We start from the raw sequence: 24,217 nt of genomic DNA on the forward strand, positions 1-24,217 counted from the left end.
GTGCGGCGTCTACGACGGTAGGGCGATGAACGTCAGCGGATCCGAATTCTCGAAGCGATCACTGACATTGCCCACCAAACCACCTTCGACGGCGGTGTCGCCGAGCAGATCCAACTTGCCTGCCGACGCGCCTTCCGAGAAGTCGAGATCCTCGAGGTCCACCCACACGATGTTGGGACGCGTCGTCGACTCGAAGACGTAACGCTTGCCCGTCAGATCTGCGACGGTCTGCCAAAGCGTCTGTGATGCAAACGGTTTCCCAGGATCCGGCACTCGGAACGGTTGTGCGGCGTTGCGGATGACGCTGAACATTCCCGCGATCGCCTGAACCTGGCTGTCGGGGACGGGAAGTCGACCGACGTAGTGGGTCGCGCGGGCGAATCTGTCGGGTGCCGCATCGGTGCCGGGGAGAGGTTCGTCGCCACCGAACCCCTGGACGCGTTCGAGCAGTTTCAACTGCTCGCAGTAGGTGGGTGAGTTGGTCATGACTATGTAGTCGCGGCTGTGCCACACCGTGGGCTTGCCGTCGAGGTATTCGATGATCGCGGAGTCGCCCGTCGCATCGTCGAGGGCGAGGTGAACCGCCGGCACCTCGCCGGTCGCGGGATCGCCCAGCGGCACGACCCGCAGTTCGTTCTCCTCGACGTACGCGACGGCGTCGGCGACGGTGGAGAAGTTGTCGAGGAAGTACTGCATCCACACCGCGACGCTCAGCGCGGGTTTGCTGGTGTCGCGGTGTCCGTAGTCCGACTCGGTCAGCCACAGGACGTGCCCCGCCAACCCGGCTTCGTTGAGGCCGTCGACGGTCATCACGTCGTAGGCTCCCGCAACCACGCTGCCGTACTTCGACGTCCACGAGAGTTGCCCGCCGACCCCGTCGTCACGTGTCATTCCCCGGGGTAACGCCCACAGGTTGGTGGCGGTCTCGCGGTGGTAATCCATGTTCCGGCCTACAAGCACTTGACCGGATGGGCCGTGCCACACGACTCGGGTGCACATACGCGACACCTTTCCGCGGAAGTTCCGCGCATCGGCAGTTTCCAGTACCTGTGACTCGGCGTATCCCGGTTCGCATTCCTGTGCCGATTCGCAAGGGATTTCGATCTTGTATCACGGGGTGACAGAACGATGTCGTCAACGATACAGCCGGGGATTAATTGTGGGGGTGAATTGTGTCGTCATTCGGCCGGGACAGTGCGTCGAGGATTGCTTTGACCCGCACCTCGTCCTCGACTTCGAGAAGGTCGGTCCAGAAGAACGCCGCTTCGGAGGTGTAGGTGTGGCCGAGTCCACCTGGTACCTCGGCTGCGAGCACCATATCCAGCGTGACCTGTCAGAGCGTGACGAACGGCATCCACGACATCTCTTGGTCGATGTCGGCGCCGCGTTCCTCGTTGGATGCATCATGCCTTCGATCGATCTTGAAACGAGCTTGTCGTGCAGCTGGGCGCGGGTGAGGAGCTACGCCGCCACCTCACGCGTTCCGGCTTCGCGCGAGGGTGGCAGTCGTCAGTTTGTTACTCGGTTGCGCTTCCCAGCAGCGCGGACTTCTTTCCGATCCACGTCACCACGAGCGCATCCCGAGCCCGGCTCGCTGCGACGTACAGCAGCGACCGTTCGCGCAGAAGCGCCTCCGGCTGTTCCTCTTCGGGCACAGAGCGCATCGTTGCCGCGGACGGAACGTGGGCATCGTCGATGCCCTCGAGGACGCCGTTGATCGGATTCACCCGCAGTTTCGAGCGCTCGGCGAGCATGATGGCATCGTCGTGCGGCCAGGTTCCCATGTAGATGAAGGTCGGGTCCTCGCCGAGCTTGGCGTCGATCTTGAACAGGATCGCGCGGAAGTTCAGGTCTACCCGGCCGGTGCGGACCCGGGGGTCGACCGAACCCTTGATCGGTTCGATGTGAAGGCCCGGGGCGGTGTGGTCGGCTGAGAGCTTCTCGATGAATGCCCACACCTTGTCATTGGTGGACTTGTCTAGCTTCTTCATCGCCTGGGACTGCCCCCACTTCAGTTGACTTGACCTGCCCTACTGCTTGGTTTCCACCTTGGGTGATGAGTCTCAGGCGGGGATGAGGTTCTTCTCGGAGAGTAGTTCGTGTTCGATCGGGGTGCGATAGTCCAGCGGAGAATGCCGGCGTTGCCGGTTGTAGAAGATCTCGATGTAGTCGAAGATCGCGTTCGCGAGCTCGATGCGGGTCTTCCACCTCTTCCGGTTGAGCAACTCGATCTGCATCGACGACCAGAACGATTCCATCATCGCGTTGTCCAGCCCGTCGCCGACACTTCCGAAGGATGGCATGAGTCCGGCAGCACGGATCTTGTGGCCGAAAGCCCATGAGGTGAACTGGACTCCGTGATCGGCATGCACGATCCCGCCCGGCTCCGGCCGCCGGTTCCGGATGGCCATATCAAGCGCGTTGATGACGAGGGTCGAGTCCTGTCGCGAGTCGATCGACCACCCGATGATTCGCCTGCTGAACGCGTCCAGGACGGCGGCGCAGAACACCTTTCCCTCCCGCGTCGGGTGCTCGGTGATATCGGTGACCCACAACTCGTTCGGTCGCAGTCGATGGAACTTGCGGTTGACCAGGTCGCCGGTGGTGACGACCCCGCGTAGTCGCTTGATGCGTGTTGGGCCTGGTAGGCCGTAGATTCCGGCTCTCGTCATCAGCACCGAGATCAACCGTGAACTACACGAGACGCCCATTGCCATGGTCAGTTCGGCGTAGATGCGGCGGTAACCGTAGGTGCCACGAGAGGCGACGTGGATTTCCCGGATCAATCCGGTCAGCCACTGCCGGCGCAGATCGGTCGCCGACGTCGGTCGCCTCTTGTATCGGTAGTAGCCCTGACGGGAGACTCCGAGCACTCTGCAACATACGTCGATAGGGGTCCCGGCGTCGGCCAGGCGGTCGATCACCGGGTGGACCCTTTTGGGTGAGGCTTGTCCTCGCCCAGGAACTTCGACGCCTGCCGGATGATCGACAGCTCCATTTCGAGCTCCCGGATTCGCTTGCGGGCCGCGGTCAGCTCTGCAGATTCGGCCGTGGTGTTGCCGGGGATCTCCCCGCGATCGATGCGGTCCTGTTTGAGCCATGTGTGCAGACATCCCGCACTAATGCCCAGTTCGTAAGCGGTCTGTTTGACCTGTTTGCCGGAACGAACCAGCGCGATGGCGCGGGCGCGGAACTCGGGAGGATAGGGGCGAGGCATGGTCGGAGCCTTTCAGGAAGGTCTTCGACTCATCACCAGATTTGGAAACCTAACCGTGGGGCAGGTCAAGATGTCAACCAAACCGGGGGCAGTCCCCTCCCTGAAGTGCATACGTTTGGCGGCAAAACCTGTAGCGCTCGCTTCGTCCCGAAATGGCCGGTTGTTTCCAGGACCTGAATTAACTGGGCGACGCACAATTATCGCCGTGGGCGATGCTCCTCTGACGCGGGAGGATCGCAGCATCGTAGGTACCGCCAACCGTCGGTGTCCGTGCATCAACACTGGTGACCAGCTTCTGGTGCTGTTACGTGCACACCCGCGTCACCGTGCCTTCGGGTACATCCGATCGGTCTGAGTTGCGATGGCCACCATATGTGCCCGAGTTTTCCTGAGAGCCCACAGCGCATCCGAAAGTTCCTCCCCGAGTGCCCTCAGCAAGTCGGCTGTTGCGGCGTCGGAAAGAGTCCCTATCTCGGGGTCGATGGTCTGAATCTCGTTCGGGTCGAGTGCCTCGAGTTTCGGGATGGCGAACTCGACAAGCATCTCGGCAGACTCGAGCTGTCGACCGTCGCGTAATTCCCCAGGGGTTTCCGTCACGGAATTCCCTATGCGCGGGGCGTGCTGAGTCGAGGGTAGCCGGGCCGGTGCCCCGATTGGTTCGGTTCGCGGCCGCGGTGCGGTTCCCGGGACGTTTGCGTGGCCGGTAGGACGGGCCGTCCATCAAGATCTGATGGCTGGTGTTGATCAACCGATCGAGCAGAGACTCGGCCACGACCGGATTCGGGAACAACGGATACCAATCCTTCGGGGCCCTGTTGCTCGTCAGAACCAACGGCTTGCCGGCAATCGCCCGGTCGGACACCAAATCGTAGAGATCATCGGACTGGGTGGTGGTGTGCTCGCGCATCGCGAAGTCGTCGATGATCAACACCAACGGCCGGGTGTATTCGCGCATCCGTTGGCCGATGGTGCGATCGGCATGCCCACCGGCCAGATCGGCGAGCATCCGGGAACACTTGACGAACCGAACATCCCCACCGCGTCGGGCCACATAATGTCCAAGAGCTTGTGCCACATGTGTTTTGCCGACACCGACGGGCCCGTAGAGGATCACCGACTCGCCGGCGTCGAGCCATCGCAGAGCAGCAAGATCCCGCAGCATCGCGGCCGGGAGCTTCGGATTGGCGGTGAAGTCGAAGTCCTCGAAGGTGGCCTGCTGCTCGAACTTGGCCCGGCGCACCCGCCGGGCCAAGGCGGCGGTTTCCCGGCGGGCGATCTCGTCCTCACAGAGAACCTGCAGGAACTCGAGGTGCCCGAGTTGCCCATCGCGGGTTTGCGCCAGGCGCGCATCGAGAGTGTCGAGCATGCCGGTCAGCTTCAATGTTTTCAGTGCAGCACGCAGGCTGGGATCGTGAATGGTCATGACAGAATCCTCCTGAAGAGGGAAACAGATAGTCGGTCAGCAGGTCTCACGCTGAGCGTTCGGTGTCGAACGCAGCCGGCCCGCGCAACAACGCCGGGGCAGTGACACCGGCATCGGCGACATCCTGCCCGTCGTGTTCGGTGCCGGCAACGAGGATGCCCTTGACGGTGCGATAGCGCGGATCACCGACCTCGAGGGCCCGGGCGCATGCCGCGTCGATTCGGGCATCGTCGTAGCCCGACCGCAGCCGGACGATGCCCTGGATCGACCGCAGTCGATGGATCGCGTTGACCTGCGACAACTCGTCGACGATCGCGACCGCACCGGGCCCGATCTGCTCGGCCTGGGCCCGGCACCACACCACCGTCTGCAACGTGAACGCGGTCTTCTCCGGCGGATAATGCTCGGAATTCGTCGCCCGTCCCGAGGGGCGGCGCATATGGGTGGCCACGACCTGCTCGTCGTGGAAGATCTGCACCACATCCCCGGCGGTGCGCACCAGTAATCGTCGGCCGATCAGCTGCCACGGCGCCGAATACAACGCTTTGCCGGACTTGACGTGGCAGTCCGGGACGAGCTTGCCGGTGGAGTAGACCACCGGCTCGAACCTCCTGGGCGGCAACGGTATCAGGGTGTGCTTTTCCACGGCGTCGAACACCACCGCCGGGTGCGCACCACCGAGACCGCGATGCTGGTGCCGGCCGTAGACGTCGGTGCACCATGTCAGCGCGGCGGCTTGCATCTGCGTCAGCGAGGTGAATTCGCGGCCCCGGAAGAACGAGTCCCGGATATAGGGCATCGGGCGCTCGATGCGTGGTTTGTCCTTGGGTTTTCCGGCCCGGGCCGGATCGATGAGCACCTGATAGAAGTCGGCGAGTTCGGCATAGGCCCGGTTGATCTGCGGATCGTAGAGATCGGGGCGGTCCACCCCGGTTTTGAGGTTGTCGCACACCATCCGCGTCGGGACGCCACCGAAGAACTCGAATGCGGCCACATGCGAGGCGCACCAGGAGGTTTGATCCATCCGCAGCACCGGTTGGACGAACAGCATCCGTGAACACGCCAGGATCATCGCGAACGCCCACACCGCCACCCGACGATCCGTGGCCGGATCGCGCCACATCCCCAGCTTGCCGTAGTCGACCTGCCCCTCAGCGCCCGGCGGGACCGGCCCGCGAGGAAACGTGGCCTTCGACGCCGCGACCCGATCGGCGAATCTCGCCGAAATATAGCGACGCACAGTTGATTCCGACACCGGGACACCGTGGTCGTCACGCAGTCGTTGGGCGATCGTTGCTACGGTCACCGACTCGTCGAGTTGGCCCTCGATCCAGGTGTGGTGGGCGGCGATCGCCGGCCAGGTCACCGCCCGCGGCGTCGGGTCCACCACTTCGGGGAACCAGGCCGCGATCAACTCGCGCCACAGGTTCTCGTCGAACTTGTGGCCGTCGCCGGGGGTCAGCCCCGCCGCCAGCGCCGGGGCCAAGTACTTGCGGATGGTTTTGCGGTCGAGTCCCAGGGCTGTCGAGATCTGCACCTGGGAGCGGCCGGTATGCCAATGCCGGAACAACTCCATCAGATCGGTCATCGTCCACGTTCTCCTTGCCACCGTCGGGCCCCTTCCCAGGTCCTCGGTGGACCTTGGGAGGAAGCGAACCTGCAGCAGCACCCACACCCCGGCCGACACGCCCCAAGAGTGGGGAATTACGTGACGGCCGGGTGAGGAATTACGTGACGGGCCGACCCCTCAACCTGGGGAATTACATGACCGCTGACATCGAGCGCATCGGCCGTGACACGCATGTTGGCGGAGAGTGCGCCGATATCTACCGGTGCGGGAATCGGATCGTTGTTCATGTGCCGAACTTCAGAGCTCCCATACCTGGTCTGGGTCGTCGAGTGCGGCGCGGATCTGACCGAGGTCGCCCAGATCCGCGAGGGGAGATGCTTTGGCAATGTCGACGATTCCCCGCAGCACGTCACTGATCGCTTGCGCGTTGTCTTGCTCGAGTGCCTGGTCTAGCCGGGTGAACAAAGCGTCGAACGTCGCTCGTCGCTCCGCGAACGCCTGCTCGAAGTATCCCTTGACAATCGACTCGGCGGACTTGATGCGCTGGACCTCCGCGGCTGCGTAGGTGTGGAGTCTCGCGCGCTTCGTTTGTTCGACGGCGTGGATCTCGATGCACTCCTGTGCAGCTGTGACCAACTGGGATAGCGCGGTGAATCCGTCGGCGGCAGAGATCGCGCGTCTCACGGGGCCCAACACGTCGCCTTCGTAGATTTTCTGATCAGGCTTCTTCGGCGCCACTGCCGGCTCCTCGGGTCATGGGGCGGTACCGTACGGCCATTTTCGCGCTGTCCTCGTTCAGTTCGCCCTCTTCGTCGAGGACGGGAGTCGCAGCGACATCCCGGACGGCCACGGTGAGTGCCATCGCCTTCTGGAAACGGGATGCGTGGACGCGTGGGTCGAAACCCTCCGAGTCGAGAAGGTCCAGTGCCGCGACGGCTTTGGTGGTCAATGTGCGGAGGAGGTCGCGGAGCTCATCGATCCGCTGGTCGATACCCGTCAAAAGCGCATCTGTGGTGCCGAGTTCGGCATTCGCGATGTCGATCTTTGTTCGGAGTTCGGCGGCCTCGGTGAGTGCCTTCTCGCCCTGACCCTTGATGACGAAACCGCTGATGAGTAGTGCGGGACCGAGGGTGACGACATTGAGCGCGGTTGCCCCGAGCGCGACTCCACCTCCACCCACCGATAATGCGCCTCCGCCGAGCCAAGCCATCGCGGCGCTCTGCGCGGCCGCTCCTGACAGGCCTGAAATGGCAGCCCCCGTGCTGGCAACCCCAAAGCTGGTGGCCGCGGCCGAGACTGCAGACGCGGTTCCGACTCCGGTCGCCGCCGCTCCCATCGCTCCGCTGATCCACCCGCCGAGATTGAGTTCGAGTCCACACGGCCCGTCGAAATAGGAGATGCCTGCGTGAAGGCCGTCGGCCAGTAGTTTCTCGTTGTCTCGGACCTGCTTTTCGTGGCGGCGAAGGAACTCTGCCATTCGCAACACGACGTCCACCAGTGATTGTTGCTGCAGGTCGCCCAGCGCTTCGAGTTCGGCATTCGTCTTGCCTATGCGTTCCTCGATGGCATCGCGCCGCTTCGTGTAGCGCTCTACGGCCGTACGCAACTGGCCCGAGGCCTTCTTCCGGTCGGCAATGCCCTTGCCACCGAGAGCAACACCGCCGCCACCGGTCACGGCACCGATCGCGATCAGTGCGGCAGGTATCAGGGGTAGGACCATGTACTTTCCTTCGTGCGGGTTGGCTCGGTGTGCCATCCAAATCAATCGAAAAATCAACCACGGGGTGGTATTGGCGGTGAAAGTGCGTAAGGCACCAAACGCGGCGAGAGCGAAGGTTGGTATCCGACGCCGAAGCAGTGTGATTGTGGCAGGCACAGTTCAGAAAGGTGACTCTAGGGGATTGCGGGTCTTCTGACTGTCCCCTGTTCGAATGATCGACAACGATATCGGCAGATGCCTGACACCCGGGTGCCCCACGCGCGACTACGGTCCCTCGAAGATCACGCTCACTTGTTGCACGTCGCAATGCGTTACCCTTGGCGCCGGAATCCGGGTGGGGAACACCGGTGGGGATCGGTGATCGGACCTAGGGGGAAATGTGACCAGTGCTGCGCGAGAAATACCGCCGATCGTTTATCTGCCGTGCATCGAGAGAGTGACCGATCCGGCGGACGCAGTGATCGAGTTGAGACGCACAAAAGATGGCCGGACGGCGCTTCTGGCCTACTCCGCCTTCGACAGGTTCCAGAGGTGTTGCGGGGACCTCAAACCGTGGGTTGCACTCCCGTCGGTTGCCTTGGAGGCTCTTCACCGCGCTGACCCGTTCGACCTGCTGCTGCTGGATGTTGTCACGCCGGAGGGACAGGTGCCGGGGGAGTGAGCCTTTACGTCGATCACACTGCACTCGAGGAGATCACGGCGACATGCGGCGCTGCCAGTAGGACTGTCGGGGAAGTCGGCGAGACCGTTCCGTTGTCGGTCGATGCAGGGGACGCGACGGCGCTCGTACTGGGGATCGCGGCGCTGCTGCTCGAGAACGGGGGCGAGTTGGTGGCTGCTCTCGCGAAAACCAGCGTTGTCGTCGCAGAAATAAACACCGCGTATCGCAACGGGGATCACGATCTCGCCTCCGACCTGACCCGAGCGTGGACCGAATGAGTCAGCCGCTCGATACCCGCCTGCCCGGTGACCCCGAATCCATTCGTACCGTGAGTCGATGGCTCAACGAGAAACTCGGGGCCGAAGTGGACAGGGCGGTCGATGCGATGTATGCAGCCCGACGCCTGGCGGACGGTGGATGGGAAGGCGCGGCAAGTGAAGACTTCAGGAAGCTCATCACTGCTGACGCACAGACCGCGGAGCGCTTCGCTGAGGCGATCGCCGACTGCGGGCGGCACATCGACGACCTGGCCGGCCAACTGCGATCCGCCCAGTCGGATCTCGAGCGCGCACGCGACGCGGCACGGGAATCCGGATTGGCGGTGGAAGGCGGGCTGATTCATCCACCGGGAACCCCGCCGTCCGTTCCCGGCGTACCGCCGGAGGACGCGTCGCCGAGCGTTGTTTCGGCCCACGACGCCGCTGTGTCGGCACGACGTCGACATGACGAGCTGACCGCAGCCTTCGAGATCGCCGACGCCGCAGTGAGAGCCGCGAGATCTGTCTGGATGATCGCGCTGGAATCGACCCGCAACGTTGGGGCGGAAATTACAGGCAAATGGTTCTTCTTTGCAGCCAACTCGGTGAACGGCATATCCGGTGCACTCGCTGTTGTGAACGCGGCCGCATTGAGGAAGAACGCAGCGTTCTTGGCCGGAGAAGCGCAGAAGTACGTCGACCTGGCGCGAGCGGGAGTACCCGGTACACCAGCCTCGGTGATCTACCGAGACTTCGATCTCGGGAGGGCTTTCGCCCATCGTGCCGACGACGCGGCAGCCGCGGCTGTCAGGTCTGACGGCCTGGCGCGAACGAGTGGGATCAAGCTCGGCGGAGCTTTGGCGGTTGCAGGCGTGGCATACGACGTCCTTGCCACGGACAAACCGGTTGGCCAGGCGGTTGTTTCCGGGGCTGCGGGATTCGGCGCCTCGTTGGCAGCGGGCGCGGGTATCGGTGCCATTTCGGGGTCGGTTGTGCCGATCCTGGGGACAACGGCGGGGGCGATTGCCGGTGCAGCCGCGGGATCAGCAGCGGGTCTCTTCACGTCAGGTTCGGTAGACGCTGTGTACTCCAACGGGATCGGAGATGTGGGAGGTGCTGTTTCAGCCGGTGTCGACGCGGTCGCCGAGGCCGGATCGGCCGTGGGCGATGTTGTGGAAGGTATCTGGGATGCACTCTTCTGATCAGCTCTCACGACCGATCGAATGGTCGGCGCGAAGATGGACTCGACGCCTGGTGCTCTCGGTGATCGTCATGTCGGCGTTTTCCGTTCCTGCGCTACTCATTGCGGCAGGTGGACTCGTGATCGGTGATCCTTACATTGCGAAATACGGAGTCTTGTTCAGTGTTTTTCTCCTGAGCGCGATCCTGATGCCCGTCGTGGCGAACGCCCGCAGGAATCGGGTGCGCTCGATTCGAACCATGGAGTGGAACGGCGTGTCGGCGACTGTCATCGAACATTCGCGGATCGTATTCGCAGTGGTGACGACATTTTTCATCGCGGGGGCTGGACTCTGTCTGTCGGCTGCAGCGGACATTTTTCGTCACGGCGGTGGTGGAGGAACGATAGTGCTCGTCATCTTGTTGAGCGTGTTCGGATGTGTTGTGGGCTTCTTTCTTCCCATGATGCTGATCGGAAGAATTCGCCGTGGACGACTTGTACTGACGCCGAACGTGATCCACCAGCGAGGCTGGAGTCTGGAATCGACGTTGGACTGGCATTCCATCCTCACCGTCAGGCCCGTAGTACTCGGAAACTGGGCGGTTGTGCTTCTCGGGCACCCAGCAGCACAGTGGGAGCGACGTGCGACGGTGCCCCGAGGTCTCGGGTGGGACGGGCTGCCCATCACACCGATGATCGAAGTGCATTGTCACATGCACCCGATCGATCCGGTGCTTCTCTACTCGCTGTTGCGGTTCTATCTCGAGAATCCGGGATATCGAAGCGAGTTGGGGACCGACGCTGCGCTGGAGCGGGTCAAGGCAAAAAGGTTTGCGTGAATAGCCCCGACGAGCAGAGCCCGCCGGCTCTCACGTCGCTCCCGATTGTAGGAGCGCCTAGCTGTGTCGAGAGAAAACATACTGAGACCGGATTCTTCGGACCCGAGGCCGGTGCCGCTTGATGCACGAGTGGGGTAGTTGTCAGTTCGAGGGAGAACTATCCTCGGCCGAGGATCGGGTCCGCACCTACCCGGGTCTTGTCCGAGCTCGTCATTGGCACGAAACGCGCCAGTTCGCACCATGGACACGCATGCATGTCAAGGACCGCTTCAGTCTTTCCGTCAAGATCGCAGTCTCATCCGCGGATTCCTCGACGACCGAGCCAGCCTTGCCTAGACCGCGCACACCGAACGGTTCAATACGTGGATGGACAACATGGTGCGCCTGGGCAGCTCTTGAATCGGGAGGGCGTGGCCGCCCTGCCGCTCCACGCGTGCCTACAGCGCTTGACCTTCACTGGCCACGGTGGGTCTGTCGTTTCGGGCGGCGGCAGCCCGATAGAATCTCTCCCATGAGTTCCGCCGCGTTGCCCCGTCTACCTGGGCAAATCAGGATCGTCGATTTGTTCGCCGGGCCCGGCGGGCTCGACGTGGCCGCGCACTGGCTGGGTGTTCCGGTGATCGGTCTGGAATGGGATCTCGATGCCTGCGCGACGCGCGACGGTGCGCTCCTCGATACAAAGCGCGGTGATGTCCGTGACTATGGCCCATCGGACTCGGACTTCAGTGGGTGCAACGTTCTTGCTGGTGGGCCGCCGTGTCAGACCTATACGGTGGCCGGTTCGGGTGCCGGCAGGCGGGCTCTTGACCAGGTGTTGGCCTTCGTGAAGCGAATGGCGGCGGGTGAGGATGTCCGACCGAGTCTCGAAGATCTCGACGACGACCGTACAGGTCTGGTCCTCGAGCCGCTTCGATGGGCACTGGAAGCTGACCAAGCGGGCCGCCCCTACGAAGCGATAATCCTGGAGCAGGTACCGGCAGTCCTCCCGGTGTGGGAGGCGTATGCAGAGGCACTCGCGACGGTGGGATACCAGTCCGCGTTCGGTGTCCTTTGTACGGAACAGTACGGCGTACCACAGACTCGGCGCCGTGCGATTCTTATTGCACGCCGCGATTGCAATCCTGTGCTCCCCGAACCGACTCACCGACGCTACCGAAAAGGTGTAAAGCGTTGTGAGGGTGAAGTGCACTTGCTTCCTTGGCGGACGATGGCTGATGCACTCGACACCAAGAAGCCCTTCGAAGTAATCTCCAACTACGGAACAGGTGGCGACCCGAAGGCGCGAGGTAGGCGCACGTCCAACGAACCGGCGGCAACCGTTACCGGCAAAGTATCCCGGAATCGAGTTGTGACGACAAGCGGAGACCGACGGTTCAGTCCGCAAGAAGCAGGCCGGTTGCAGACTTTCCCCAGGGACTATCCCTGGGCAGGCAACGCGATCGCGCAGCAGATCGGTAACGCGATTCCGCCGCGGCTTGCCGTCCACATCTTGGCCGCTGCTCTCGGAATGTCGGATCGCGTCAACGAGGAGTTCTTCGCAGCGACGGTGAACGCTAAGTGGATCGGATCCGAATTCACGAGGCACCGTGCGCAGGTCGATATGTGATAACAGCCTATCGATTCGAAAACTGCCCTCCACGCATGATCCGCAGGTCGTGGACACGAGCCCAGTAGGCCACGGTTCTCAGCTGGGTGCATCCTGCGTGCCAAGCTCTTGACATGTCGGCATTTTCTGGCAATGTTGTGCGGCTCGGCGTCGAGTGCCCGTTATGTCCCGTAACGAAAGGCGCTCGTTTGACGACATTCCGCAGACGGCTTCGGCCGGGGGTGGCAAACATGTGGTCGATGAATGGGGCAGGGATGAATGCGCAGTGGAGTGGTGTTGCGGGGTCGATGGCAGAGCACGTACGAGAGCAGACCGAGCAATGCTTGGCCGCTTATCGGGCAAAGCCGAACCTGGTTGAACAGGACGCCGGGATCGAGATTTCCAACGTCGAGGGAGGGTACGGACGCAAGCAACTCCACGAACTCGTCCAGAACGCGGCGGATGCGTTGGTCGGACGGCGTGGGCGGATCGTGCTGGTCCTAACCGACGACACGTTGTACTGCGCGAACGAGGGTGATCCTCTGACGCGGAATGGAATCGAGACTTTGATGGCCTCGCATTTGTCGAGGAAGCGAGACGAGGAGATCGGCCGCTACGGTCTGGGGTTCAAATCCGTCCTCGGCATCTCCGACGCGCCTGAGATCATCAGCCGGGACGTGTCGATCCGGTTCGACCGGAAGGCTAGTGCGTCGCTGATCCGAGAAGTTGTTCCGACTGCAGACCGCACACCTGTGCTTCGTACGGCAACCGTTTTCGATCCGATAGTGGCTGCCGCGACCGATCCGGTTCTCGCGGAGCTGATGGTATGGGCGACGACCGTTGTCCGGCTCCCGTTGTTGGACGGCTCCGACTGGCTTTCTGGAGCGTTGGCAAATTTCCCGCCAGAGTTTCTTCTCTTCAGTGAGCACGTCGACCAACTTGTTCTAGACAATGTTCGTGATCGTGAGCGGCGAGAATGGCAAGCTATTCGACAAGGAAGCCGAGTAGTCCTGCAATCGTCCGACCAGGTCGCGGTATGGAACGTCTACCGCGCCACGCATCAGCCGAGTGCCGCCGCGAGGAAGGATGCGGGGGAAATCACCGGGCGCGGCAGTATCGAGCTCACGTGGGCAGTCCCCGAGAAGGGACGTACGAAGGTGGGCACCTTCTGGTCCTACTTCCCGACGACCTCGACAACATCCTTGACCGGGATTATCAACGCGCCCTTCAAGACGAATGAAGACCGACACGACATCTTGAAAGGGCATTACAACGAAGAGATTCTCAGTGTCCTTCCTGCGCTGGTTTCGTCGAATCTGGCTGACGTCGTTGATAATTCGGACCCAGGCTCGGTGATGGACATCCTGCCCGCGCGTGGAAAGGAGATCCGTTCGTGGGCTGATGCGTGGATCAACGATCGAATCATGGAAGCGGTTGCGGCGGCACCGTGTCTTCCCGACATGGACGGTCGAATGACCCTTCCGGGGAACGTGAAGTGGCAGCCTGCATTCCTGTTTGAGTACGAGCCGTGGCTCACGCGTTGGGCGTCCGTCTCCAACACACCCCGAAATTGGGTTCACCCTTCAGTTTGGCGCACCGAGGCTCGCGTAGCGACTGCGGCGCGCCTGGTCAGGCTTGCCGGTGAGAGCTCGCAAAGTGTGGGGGAATGGTTACATGATCTGGCAACAGCGGGACTGCCGGGTGCACAGGAAGCGATTCGGCTCGCATCCGATATCGATAGGTTCGCATCCGACCACATGGTCGAAATGCGCAAGGGCGCTTTCATTCTTACAGCGGGTGAGAAACTGGTGCCACCACGACCGGGCACCGTATTTCTACCCGATACCGACGCAGAAGTAGACAATCGATTTGTCCATCCAGCGGTCATCGCAGATCTGGACGTGAGAAAAACTCTCGAAGGTCTCGGTATCGGCCGCCTAGACCAAAAAGGCCGTCTGAGAGCGCTGATCGACCAGATGGCGAAGGTCGAGATCACCGGTCGTCTCGTCGAGTCGTTGTGGGACCTGACACGCGGACTTCCGGTGGTCGAGGTCGGAAAGTTGTTGGAGACAGGATTCGGTCGTGGCCGGGTCCCGGTGCGGACTATTGCGCGCCGCATCGAAATGCTCGACGACGTGCTACTTCCCGGGGTGGTTGTTCCGGAGGACGGGAGTCGCGACGCCGGGGTAGCAGTGGACACGACCTTCCATGCGAAGGACATGACGCTCCTGCGACACCTGGGGGCGCTCTCCGAGCCCGAGTTGGAACATCCAGGCGCTGAAGAGGAATGGTTTCGGCAGTGGGAAGAAACTGCGCGTTCGGAGGCAATCAGACAGGCCAAGGAACTTGGGTTCAAGATCCCTGCGTCGAGGGTCAAGATCGTGCGAGGGGGGACTGTTCGCGGGCTCGACATCGTGGGTCGCCTGAGCGATCAGGGCCGCAGTGCACTCACGAAGCATGTGCTGCGCATGTCGACGAGGCGGTGGAGCATCGAGATTACGGGCAACAGCGGGGCTCCCTCGATGTATTTCACCAACCCGGGGGTGTGGTGGATGATCCGTCACGGCCGACTGGAGACGCCGCTGGGCGTCAAACCCGTAAGCGAGGCGTTCGCGAGTATCCCTGGCGTGCCAGACGATGTTATGCCCGTCGCCAGGGTCACTCCGGAGCAAGCTCGAGCTCTGGAGTTGCGCGAGGCAGTCACCGCCCGCGACTGGAAACAGATCCTTCTGGCACCCTGGATTCATCTTGATCAGGACGCACTCAATCGCCTCTACTCGGCTGCTGCGAAGGTCGGAGCTCCGGCACCCGACGAAATCGGAGTGACGCACGCGCGCGCGACCCTCACCGCTCCCACCGAGGCATACGCCACGGACAACCTCAGCGACTACGGGGCGTTGGTCGACAGTGGGTACGCGGCGATTCTCGCCACCGACGCTGCGGCGAAGAATGCGCTGATCACGAGCTGGGGACTGTCCGATTCGCAAGGAATCATCAGCCGTACCATCCTTGCCGCTGCGTCCGGCGAGCCTGTACTGATTGCAGATCGGTTTCCCGGACTCCGTGCGTTTGTTCCACGATTGCCGGCGATCGAGCTGATCCCGTGTTCCGACGTGTCCGTCGAGGTGCGTGCCGAGGCAACCCCCGGCACGAAGATCACCGACCACGCCCTGCTGCGTGATGGCGAAGCGACGTTGTATCACCTCGACAGATTGTCCGACGACGACTTGCTGGCGAAGCTGTCGCGTGAGTTCAATTTCGGACTCACCGAAAGTGATCGTAAGAAGGTCCTGGACATCGGAGTTCGAGGAGAGGCGAAGAGACTTCGCCAGCAGGTCCGGGCGGAGAAGGACGAGAATCGCAAGCTCGTGCTCTTGGCCGGTGTAGAAGCACTCGAAAAGGAAATTCCAGCCGGAGCAAAAGCTCTTGCCGAACGCCGCACCGGTCGGACGATGTCGGATACCGACATCGCGGCCATGGCGAAGGCGTCGAAGGGCGCAGGGCTTCTCACAAGGATTGCTCCTGCAATCGAGGAGAACGGAATTGTCCTGCCTCGATTGACCGGAGGCGTGCATGCTTCAGCAGCGGTACAGGATCTCGGCTTGCCCGCTGAATTTGCAGGAAGTCGTGCGGCAGCGCCACCGCCACGCTTCCAGGTCATTGGGCCGGTCGGACTTCCGTCGCTCCACGACTACCAGGAAAAAGTTGTTCAAAACCTCTTGAAAGTGCTTGGGCCAGAGGGGCTCAATCGAGGAATTGTGTCGCTCCCGACTGGATCCGGAAAGACTCGTGTTGCGGTCGAGGCGATCATTCGACACCTGAAGGCGTCGGAGTCGGAACCTACTGTGATTTGGATTGCGCAGTCGGATGAACTGTGTGAGCAGGCCGTCGAGACCTGGTCGTATACATGGTCCGCGATCGCGGAACCGGGGTCGAGACTGACGATCAGTCGCTTGTGGGGAGCAAATGATGCAACTCCCGCGGAGGACGGCGCACATCTCGTTGTCGCAACCGACGCGAAACTCTTGTCGCTCAGTCGCAAGGGCAACCATGAGTGGCTTACGGATGCAGAAGTGGTCCTCGTCGATGAAGCACACACGTCCATCACCAAGACGTACACCGAGCTGTTCAAGTGGCTCAAACGTGGGACCAATCAACGCGACCGGACGTTGATCGGGCTCTCCGCAAGTCCATATCGCGGACACAACGAGGATCAGACGAAGGGTCTGATCAACCGGTACGACTCCAACCTTCTGACCCGAGGTGTGTTCGAAAAGGACCCTCATGAGGAGCTCCAAGACATGGGGATCCTCGCGCGAGTACGTCATATCGAACTCGAGGGCATGACTCTGACCCCGGCAAAGGTGCGTAAGGACCCTGATGCTGCGGCTATGCATTTCGACGACTATAGGATCGACCTCAATGAGGTTGCGATGGATAACGATCGCAACAGGGCGATTCTGGACTCACTGGAATCATTACCGGCGGACATGACCGCACTGGTTTTTACGGCGTCGGTGCAGCACGCCGAACTGTTGGCCGCTGTATTGGCACACAGTGGGGTGCCGGCAGCATCGATCGCTGGGTATACCCCGGCCCCTGAGCGCCGTCGACTTGTCCGGCGCTTCCGAGACGGCGAAATCAGAGTTCTGACCAATTACAACGTGTTGTCCCAGGGCTTCGACGCTCCCAAAGTTGGTGCCGTGTACGTAACTCGTCCGACGTTCAGCCCCAACCGGTACCAGCAGATGATCGGACGCGGGCTGCGAGGTCCAAAGAACGGTGGTTCTGAGGAAGTGTTGATCGTCAACGTGCGGGACAACATTGATGCCTTCGGAACGCGACTCGCGTTCCATCATTTCGACCACTTGTGGAACAGGAAGTGACGGGAATGCAGGGCACAATCGAGCTGAACGAACAGCAGCGAGCTGTCGTCGAGGCTCCGATCGACGATCGGTTGCTGGTGATCGCGGGGGCCGGTCAGGGTAAGACCGAAGTTGTTGCTGCGCGGATCGGCTTTCTGGTCGACGAGGAGCAGCTCTCTGCATCCACGGAGGTCTTGGTACTGAGTTTCTCTCGTGCCGCCGTATCGGCGGTGACTAGGCGTCTGGAAAACCGCGACGTTGCGGCCGCAAACGTGCGCACATTCGATTCGTTCGCGGGAAGGATCTTGCTCGATGCGGACGTCGAGCCGATCGGTTCCTACGAAGCTCGGATTCGTCGGGCCACCATGCTGCTCAATGAGTCCGAGGAGGTACCGTTCCAGGTCGAGGATCTCCGGCACGTCGTAATGGACGAGGTGCAAGATCTCGTCGGCGACCGCGCAGACTTCGTCTTGGCGCTTCTGCGCAGGCTCGATCCCGAGGTTGGTGTGACGGCCCTCGGTGATCCGCTCCAAGGCATCTACGACTTCCAGCTGGGTAAGTCGAAGAGCAAGACGTCCTCACAGCAGGTCTTCGAGGCGCTCGAGAACGAGTTCGGTGTCCGAAGCGTCGGACTCGGGGAAAACTACCGGGCGCGTGGGACTGACCCTAGGCGAGTCGTCGAGCTGGGGCACCGGCTCCGCGACATGTCGGATCCAGGCGAAGCTGAAGCCGCGCTGGACGAATTCGAAGCGAGCTTGCTGCCCTTGGGAGAGATCGACGAATGGGTGGACATGTTATCCGTCGAGAGCGGCACCACTGCCGTGCTCTGTGCGACAAACGGAGAGGTCCTTCGGGTCTCGAAGTACCTGAACGAGCACGGTGTCAGACACGCGGTGCGACGGCAGTCGCAGGACTTCGGCGCAGCACGCTGGGTTGCGCAGGCCCTAGGTTCGTTGGACGGCACAGTGGTTCGAAGGTCAGAGGTCGAAGCGTCTCTGGAACGAATCCTGGGCGAGGACCAGGGAGAAGATGGCTGGTACCTTCTCAAAACTGCGGAAGGCAATGCGCGTCGGATCGATGCCCTCAACGTGGCGCGGATCCGGACTTTGATCAAGTCGGGTGCCATTCCGTTGACCCTGACCGAGCCTGATTCGAGCAACGTGATCGTCTCCACGGTGCACAAAGCCAAGGGGCTCGAGTTCGATCGAGTATTCCTCGTCGATCGCCCGTACGCATGGGCGGGTGAAGAGTTGTGGGCTGGTATCCGAGAACGGTACGTGGCACTCAGTCGAGCGCGAGACTCGATCTATTTGTGTGAGTTGCCGAGGACGTACGCGATGTACCAGGAGATGAAATGGTTGCCTGGGCGAATCCAGGAGCGCGTCAACAAATGGAAGTCGACAAAGAAGCGCACCAGGGCAGTGGAGTTCCAGTACACGGACGTCGAAGTTGATGTCCCAGTCTCGATTGCGAATGATGCAACCATCGTCCAAGCGAACCTCGTTTCTCAGGATCTCGTCGGAATGTCTGTGGAGGCGACCCTGGATCCGGCACAGTCCACAGCCGACTTACCTTCGTACATCCTGCAAACGGAGGACGGACGCGTCGTCGGACGTACGAGTCAGGAGTTCAACGAGTCCCTCGTCAAGGCATTCACCATGAAGGGTGGCTCCTGGCCGGCGACATTGTCCGGGCTGTCGCTCGTATCGGTCGAAACCGTTGCCGGGGACCCGCGGCGTTCCAGGGAACTTGATGTCAGCTTTTCCGGGCTATGGCTTGCGCCGCGAGTCATAGGTCTGGCACAACCTGATTGGTCGAACATGGAGGAGATTTCGTGAGTGCTGCAGGTACGTCCCTGGACGAGAAGTACCGGTTCAGGACGGAAATGGTCGACGAACTCGTGTGCGACGTTATCGGTCCAGGTGGCGGTGAGCACGAGATCATCTCGGAGGCGCCGCTCGACCGGTACATCGTGGGCGCACTGTGGCCCGCCGACGATCGGCGCCAGGAAACCCCCGAACCGGACGGCGCAGACTCTGACGGGGAGGCAACCGAAGACAGTCCTGTTGCGCAGGCCATGATGCGTTACCCCTCGTCGGTCGGATTGACGTTCTCGGCCCGGCTTGCGGATGCCTCTCACATCACGATCGCTATCAAGGGCGCGGCCTACTCCGCAGTGCCGGTGGAAGGTGAAGACCCGCAAGCGAAGAAGAAGCGATCGGACGATTGGCAACGGTCCCCACTGGAGCTCGAGCCGATTTCGGTGCCCATCGATGAACCGGGTGTGGTAGGTCCGAAGAGCGATATCGTCGAGGGACTTCAGCTGTACGTGTACGTGAGGCCTCCGCGTGACGGTATCTCCACGGTCTCGGTGGCGCTGCGCAACACGAATCGAGCTACAAAGGGAGAGCTACGCGACGGCAAGGCGTGGTTCCAAGTAGGTCTAGCCATCTCGACAGCGGTGCCGGCAATCGTCGACCGCACCAGCTATGTGAACCTCGGCCACGACGAGGATCTCGACAGCTCCGCGTTGCTCTACCGCAACAAGCGGACCTTCGCGATCGGCCATGGGTGCGCCGTGAAGTGGGATACCGCAACGGTTGGGGAGGCTGTGGACCGCGTCGAGACGACGTTCCTGCCAACCTATGAGGTATCGCGAGCGAGACCTGGCCTTCTCGACGACTCCGTGGATCTCCGGATGTCATTCCTGGCAACGGCTTCCGACGAGGAAGCCATTGCGAGTCTCCGCGGACTCGTAAGTCGTTACCGGGAATGGATCAAGACGCTCGACGGAAATCTCTCATCGGGAGGCTCCGATGTGCCGGCCGAGTTGCTCGGTATCGCAAGCCGTCACGTAATCGCAGCAGGTAAAGCGGCGGATCGTATCGAGGCAGGTATCGATCTGCTATGTGATGACCCGACCAGCATGAGAGCCTTCCGTTTGTCGAACGAAGCGATGCAATTGCAGCGTGCACGACAGGACTGGGTCCGTAAGGGAGCCAAAGGAAGAGTCGGAGACGGTGCTGAGGACAGGTGGTACCCGTTCCAGATCGCATATATCCTTCTGAACCTTCCAGGATTGGCCGACCGGCACCATCCGGACCGGAAGATCGCGGACCTGTTGTGGTTCCCCACCGGCGGTGGCAAGACGGAGGCCTACCTGGGGCTCGTTGCGTTTTCCATCTTGCACCGTAGACTCGGGGACCGCGACGCACGAGGTGTGGCCGTCATAATGCGTTATACCCTGCGGCTTCTCACCATTCAGCAGTTCGAGCGTGCCACCATGCTGATGTGTTCCTTGGAAACGGTGCGTAAGGCCAACCCGGACATCGGTGATCTGCCGTTCTCGATCGGGCTTTGGGTCGGTGGCGGCGGCACCCCCAACACGCTGACCGAGGCGCGACGATCGCTCAGTGACCTCGCTTCCGGACGTGAGCTGCAGGAGAAGAATCCGGTACAGCTCACCCAGTGTCCGTGGTGCGGAAATCTGATGGACCACAACAACTACTCCATAGTCAAGCTGCCGGAACGACACCTCCAGATCGCATGTGGGACCGTGGGCTGTGACTTCGCAAGCGGACTGCCGGTGCACGTTGTCGACGAGGATATCTACCGCGAGCGTCCAGAGCTGATCCTCGGAACGGTCGACAAATTCGCTGCGATGGCGTGGAAGGAAGACGTCGGCAAGCTCTTTGCCCGCGACGGTGTCGGGTACCCGCCCAGCCTGATCATCCAGGACGAGCTGCATCTCATTTCCGGTCCCCTGGGCTCGATGGTCGGCCTGTACGAGACAGCGGTCGACGCGGCATGCTCGACCGATCCCCTCGCGGAGTCGGACGACCGTGGCCAGCCGAAAGCTATCGCATCGACCGCTACGATCCGGCGGGCGGAGAAACAGATCCGGTCCGTCTTCGCGCGTCGGGCAGCACAGTTCCCGCCGCCGGGGATCAACCCGGACGAGTCGTTTTTTGCTGAGCCCGCTCCGCGGGAGACGCACGGAACCCGCGAGTACGTCGGCGTGATGTCACCGGGTTCCAGCCACGCGACTCTGATGGTGCGCGTGTACTCCGCCCTGTTGCAGGCGGCCCAAGACATCGACGGAGACGATGCGACGCGGGATCCATACTGGACGTTACTCGGCTATTTCAACAGCCTCCGCGTTCTCGGCAGTGCGAACCTCCAGGTGGAGGGCGACGTCCGCGAGCGACTACGGGTGGTGGCGAACAGGAAGGACACCGAGGGGCGGGAACTGAAACCGGCAAACGAGTTGACCAGCCGTGTTGCCTCGTCGGAAATTCCCCTGCGTCTCAAGCAGATCGAGGCGACGCTTGCGGACGGTGACCCGGATGATGTCGTGTTGGCGACCAACATGATCTCCGTCGGTGTCGACATCGACCGTCTGGGGCTGATGACGGTGATGGGGCAGCCGCAGTCGAGTTCGGAGTACATCCAGGCGACCAGCCGTGTCGGACGCAAGTTCCCGGGCCTCGTGGTCACCATCTTCAACGCGGCACGCTCGCGGGACCGGTCACACTACGAGAGCTTCGTTCCGTACCACCAGGCGCTGTACCGGGCCGTTGAGGCCACCAGCGCAACGCCGTTCGCGGCGAGGGCTCGGGACCGCGGACTCCATGGGGTGTTGGTCTCGTTGGCGCGGTTGCTTGTGCCGGAGCTCGCCCCGGACACGGCCGCGTACCTCGCTGAGAATCACTGGGATGACCTGCGCAAAATCGCTGATCTCATTGCGAGGCGGGCCCGAGCGGTGCTCATGGACTCAGATAAGCCGGGCGACGAGGAAAGCGAGCGTGAGCTCAAGGACACATTGAGCCAGGTTGATCAACTCCTCGACGTGTGGGTCGAGGCCGGTGATGCGAAACCGAACATGCGATATCAGAACGTCCGGAATCTCGAAGCGGCACTGCTGGTAGATCCTTCTGACGCTTTGACGAACGACCACATTGACTACTCACTGGAAGAAGTCCCCTGGCCGACGACGCGCAGCATGCGCGAAGTGGATGCTGAAAGCGGCCTATACCAGATTGCGATGAAGAGGAAGTAATGACGACCGGAGCGAAGGCCCGCAGGGGTCAACTTCTCAGTACGTACGGAATCGGTGGCCTGTTTCCGTCCGAAACGACCAGCTTCATGATCGTTGGGTTGGACGAGTGGAACGAGAACCGGGCACAGCCGGTGAGCGAACCCCGACTGGCTCGGTCCCTCCGAGTCGCCGAGCTGAAGTCGCCGCCGGCAGGCACGGCGCGTGACGTCCCGGTGATCCGGTTTCCGTTGACCCAAGTCTGTCCCAATCCCAAGTGCCGCCGCATCGGGTCGTTGTACGACCTGGCGAAGGACTGGAACGTCGCAAAATGTGCTCAATGCAAGGACAAGCCGTTGCTGACGCCGTTCCGTCTCATCACTGCCTGCTCGAAGGGCCACATCGACGAGTTCCCGTACTTCAGATGGCTCCATAAAGGCGCGGCTTGGGGCGAGGGAACCACGCATGAGATGAAGATGGTGTCCCTCGGACGCACGTCCTCGCTTGCGGACCTCGTCCTCAAATGCAGTTGCGGAGTCGCTCCGAAGAACTTGGATGGAACCTTCGGACCGAAGGCACTCGCCGAGTTCGGTACCTGCAGCGGTGCGCGGCCGTGGCTGGGTGCAGAAGCGAAGCAGGACTGCGCCGAGACTCCGCGGGTGCTGCAGCGTGGTGCGTCGAACGTGTGGTTTCCGGCGGTGCGGTCGGCGATCTCCATTCCCCCGTACTCGGAAGCGCTGGCGAAACTGGTCGACAAGCACTGGATCCTGCTCGAGGATCTCGATCCGGTTCCACCGAAGGTGCTCGAGAAAGTCGCGAAGCTGTCCAATGATAAATACTCGACCGCGGACATCGCCGCGGAAATCGAACGCCGACGCGGGGCCGAGGCAGACGACGACATCAGTGAGGACGCATTGCGTCGCGACGAGTTCAATGCCCTGATAACGGGGCGGGAGGACATCGGAATCGAAGCAGACTTCGTGTGCCTGCCGATGCAGCTGAACCCGTCTCTGCCCGATCTAGTGACGGACGTTCGGAAAGTGACTCGACTGCGCGAGGTCCGCGCGCTGTACGGGTTCTCGCGCCTCGACGGTGTGACGGAGCCCGGGTCCGAGGCGCTGTGCGATCTGTCGCGCCAGCGGACGCATTGGTTGCCGGCGATCGAGGTGATCGGTGAAGGCGTCTTCATCGCACTGGATCGTGCCAAGCTGGCGGAATGGGCCGCGAAGCCCTTCGCGCAGGATCGACAGCAAGCACTCCAGACGGCTGCCGGACGCCGGGCGGCGGAGTTCGGTCGCCCTGAGGCTCCCCGTGTCGACATCGTGGAGGTCGCCGTTCACACACTCGCGCACGTCCTGATCGACCAGCTGTCCTTGGACGCCGGCTACCCGGCGGCGTCGCTACGGGAGCGCCTCTACGTCGATGACGACATGGCCGGCATTCTCGTCTACACGGCGAGCTCGGACTCCGCGGGGAGCCTCGGCGGCGTGGCATCGCAGGCCGCACCCGACAGTTTCGCCGGCGTCTTGCGTGAGGGGCTGACCAGACTGTCATGGTGTTCGTCCGACCCTGTCTGCATCGAATCGACGGCGTCCGGTACCGATGCGTTGAACCTGGCCGCCTGCCACGCGTGCGTGTTGGTTCCGGAAACGTCGTGCGAGCTGAGCAACACCTTCCTTGACCGCGCACTGTTGTTCGGCACTCCCGAGGAGGGGCGCGAGTCCGAGGGCCTGTTCAGCGGATTCATCTCCCACGGCTGATCCGACCGGCGGCCGGGGCGAGGGGTCAACAATCTCCCTGCCCCGGCGGCCGGTGCATTACTGGTGGTCATATCACGATGCCGCCCTCTCGGGGACTAATCTGAC

At 61.9% G+C, this 24,217-nt stretch carries 14 protein-coding genes and 3 pseudogenes; 9 read left to right on the top strand and 8 right to left on the bottom strand.

Annotation, left to right across the window (positions count from 1 at the left end):
- Nucleotides 1-9: 9 nt before the first annotated feature.
- The 8 genes and pseudogenes from HF877_RS18745 to HF877_RS18780 all read right to left on the bottom strand — a co-directional run bounded on the left by HF877_RS18745 (nucleotide 10) and on the right by HF877_RS18780 (nucleotide 7,930).
- Nucleotides 10-999, bottom strand: coding sequence for a linear amide C-N hydrolase (locus tag HF877_RS18745; RefSeq protein WP_169622705.1), 990 nt, complete (start codon nucleotides 997-999; stop codon nucleotides 10-12).
- Between the two features lie 154 nt (nucleotides 1,000-1,153).
- A complete protein-coding gene (locus HF877_RS18750; protein ID WP_240952694.1) occupies nucleotides 1,154-1,318 on the bottom strand; it encodes a hypothetical protein in 165 nt (54 codons plus the stop codon).
- 376 nt (nucleotides 1,319-1,694) lie between these two features.
- A pseudogene (locus HF877_RS18755) lies at nucleotides 1,695-1,991 on the bottom strand (DNA helicase UvrD); the annotation flags it as partial.
- Nucleotides 1,992-2,063: 72 nt separating this feature from the next.
- Nucleotides 2,064-3,217 (bottom strand): annotated as a pseudogene (locus tag HF877_RS18760) (IS3 family transposase).
- 670 nt (nucleotides 3,218-3,887) lie between these two features.
- Nucleotides 3,888-4,640, bottom strand: a pseudogene (gene istB / locus HF877_RS18765) (IS21-like element helper ATPase IstB); the annotation flags it as partial.
- Nucleotides 4,641-4,686: 46 nt separating this feature from the next.
- Complete coding sequence (gene istA, locus HF877_RS18770; RefSeq protein ID WP_169622706.1) at nucleotides 4,687-6,228, bottom strand: IS21 family transposase; 1,542 nt, start codon at nucleotides 6,226-6,228, stop codon at nucleotides 4,687-4,689.
- A gap of 279 nt (nucleotides 6,229-6,507) precedes the next feature.
- Nucleotides 6,508-6,948: a hypothetical protein gene (locus HF877_RS18775; protein ID WP_169622707.1), complete on the bottom strand. Its 441-nt coding sequence runs from the start codon at nucleotides 6,946-6,948 to the stop codon at nucleotides 6,508-6,510.
- A complete protein-coding gene (locus HF877_RS18780; RefSeq protein WP_169622708.1) occupies nucleotides 6,929-7,930 on the bottom strand; it encodes a hypothetical protein in 1,002 nt (333 codons plus the stop codon). Before HF877_RS18780 ends, HF877_RS18775 begins: the two co-directional genes overlap by 20 nt.
- 379 nt (nucleotides 7,931-8,309) lie before the next feature.
- On the opposite strand from HF877_RS18780, the gene HF877_RS18785 reads away from it, so the two are divergent.
- The 9 genes from HF877_RS18785 to HF877_RS18825 all read left to right on the top strand — a co-directional run bounded on the left by HF877_RS18785 (nucleotide 8,310) and on the right by HF877_RS18825 (nucleotide 24,112).
- Complete coding sequence (locus tag HF877_RS18785; RefSeq protein WP_169622709.1) at nucleotides 8,310-8,591, top strand: SAV_915 family protein; 282 nt, start codon at nucleotides 8,310-8,312, stop codon at nucleotides 8,589-8,591.
- Entirely contained in the window at nucleotides 8,588-8,869 is a 282-nt protein-coding gene (locus tag HF877_RS18790; protein WP_169622710.1) for a hypothetical protein, read from the top strand. The genes HF877_RS18785 and HF877_RS18790 overlap by 4 nt, the downstream gene beginning before the upstream one ends.
- Entirely contained in the window at nucleotides 8,866-10,050 is a 1,185-nt protein-coding gene (locus HF877_RS18795; RefSeq protein ID WP_169622711.1) for a hypothetical protein, read from the top strand. The genes HF877_RS18790 and HF877_RS18795 overlap by 4 nt, the downstream gene beginning before the upstream one ends.
- Before the next feature lie 52 nt (nucleotides 10,051-10,102).
- A complete protein-coding gene (locus tag HF877_RS18800; RefSeq protein ID WP_169622712.1) occupies nucleotides 10,103-10,867 on the top strand; it encodes a hypothetical protein in 765 nt (254 codons plus the stop codon).
- 511 nt (nucleotides 10,868-11,378) lie between these two features.
- On the top strand, nucleotides 11,379-12,473 hold the full coding sequence (locus tag HF877_RS18805) for a DNA cytosine methyltransferase (protein WP_169622713.1): 1,095 nt from the start codon (nucleotides 11,379-11,381) through the stop codon (nucleotides 12,471-12,473).
- 254 nt (nucleotides 12,474-12,727) lie between these two features.
- Nucleotides 12,728-17,338 carry a DEAD/DEAH box helicase family protein gene (locus HF877_RS18810; RefSeq protein ID WP_169622714.1) on the top strand — a complete coding sequence of 1,537 codons (4,611 nt, stop codon included), beginning with the start codon at nucleotides 12,728-12,730 and terminating at the stop codon, nucleotides 17,336-17,338.
- Nucleotides 17,323-19,155, top strand: coding sequence for a UvrD-helicase domain-containing protein (locus tag HF877_RS18815; RefSeq protein ID WP_346765238.1), 1,833 nt, complete (start codon nucleotides 17,323-17,325; stop codon nucleotides 19,153-19,155). Before HF877_RS18810 ends, HF877_RS18815 begins: the two co-directional genes overlap by 16 nt.
- A complete protein-coding gene (locus tag HF877_RS18820) occupies nucleotides 19,152-22,376 on the top strand; it encodes a helicase-related protein (protein ID WP_346765239.1) in 3,225 nt (1,074 codons plus the stop codon). Before HF877_RS18815 ends, HF877_RS18820 begins: the two co-directional genes overlap by 4 nt.
- Nucleotides 22,376-24,112, top strand: coding sequence for a DUF1998 domain-containing protein (locus HF877_RS18825; RefSeq protein WP_169622716.1), 1,737 nt, complete (start codon nucleotides 22,376-22,378; stop codon nucleotides 24,110-24,112). Before HF877_RS18820 ends, HF877_RS18825 begins: the two co-directional genes overlap by 1 nt.
- Nucleotides 24,113-24,217: the final 105 nt, after the last annotated feature.

This window comes from Rhodococcus sp. BL-253-APC-6A1W (assembly GCF_012843405.1).
Lineage (GTDB): Bacteria > Actinomycetota > Actinomycetes > Mycobacteriales > Mycobacteriaceae > Rhodococcus.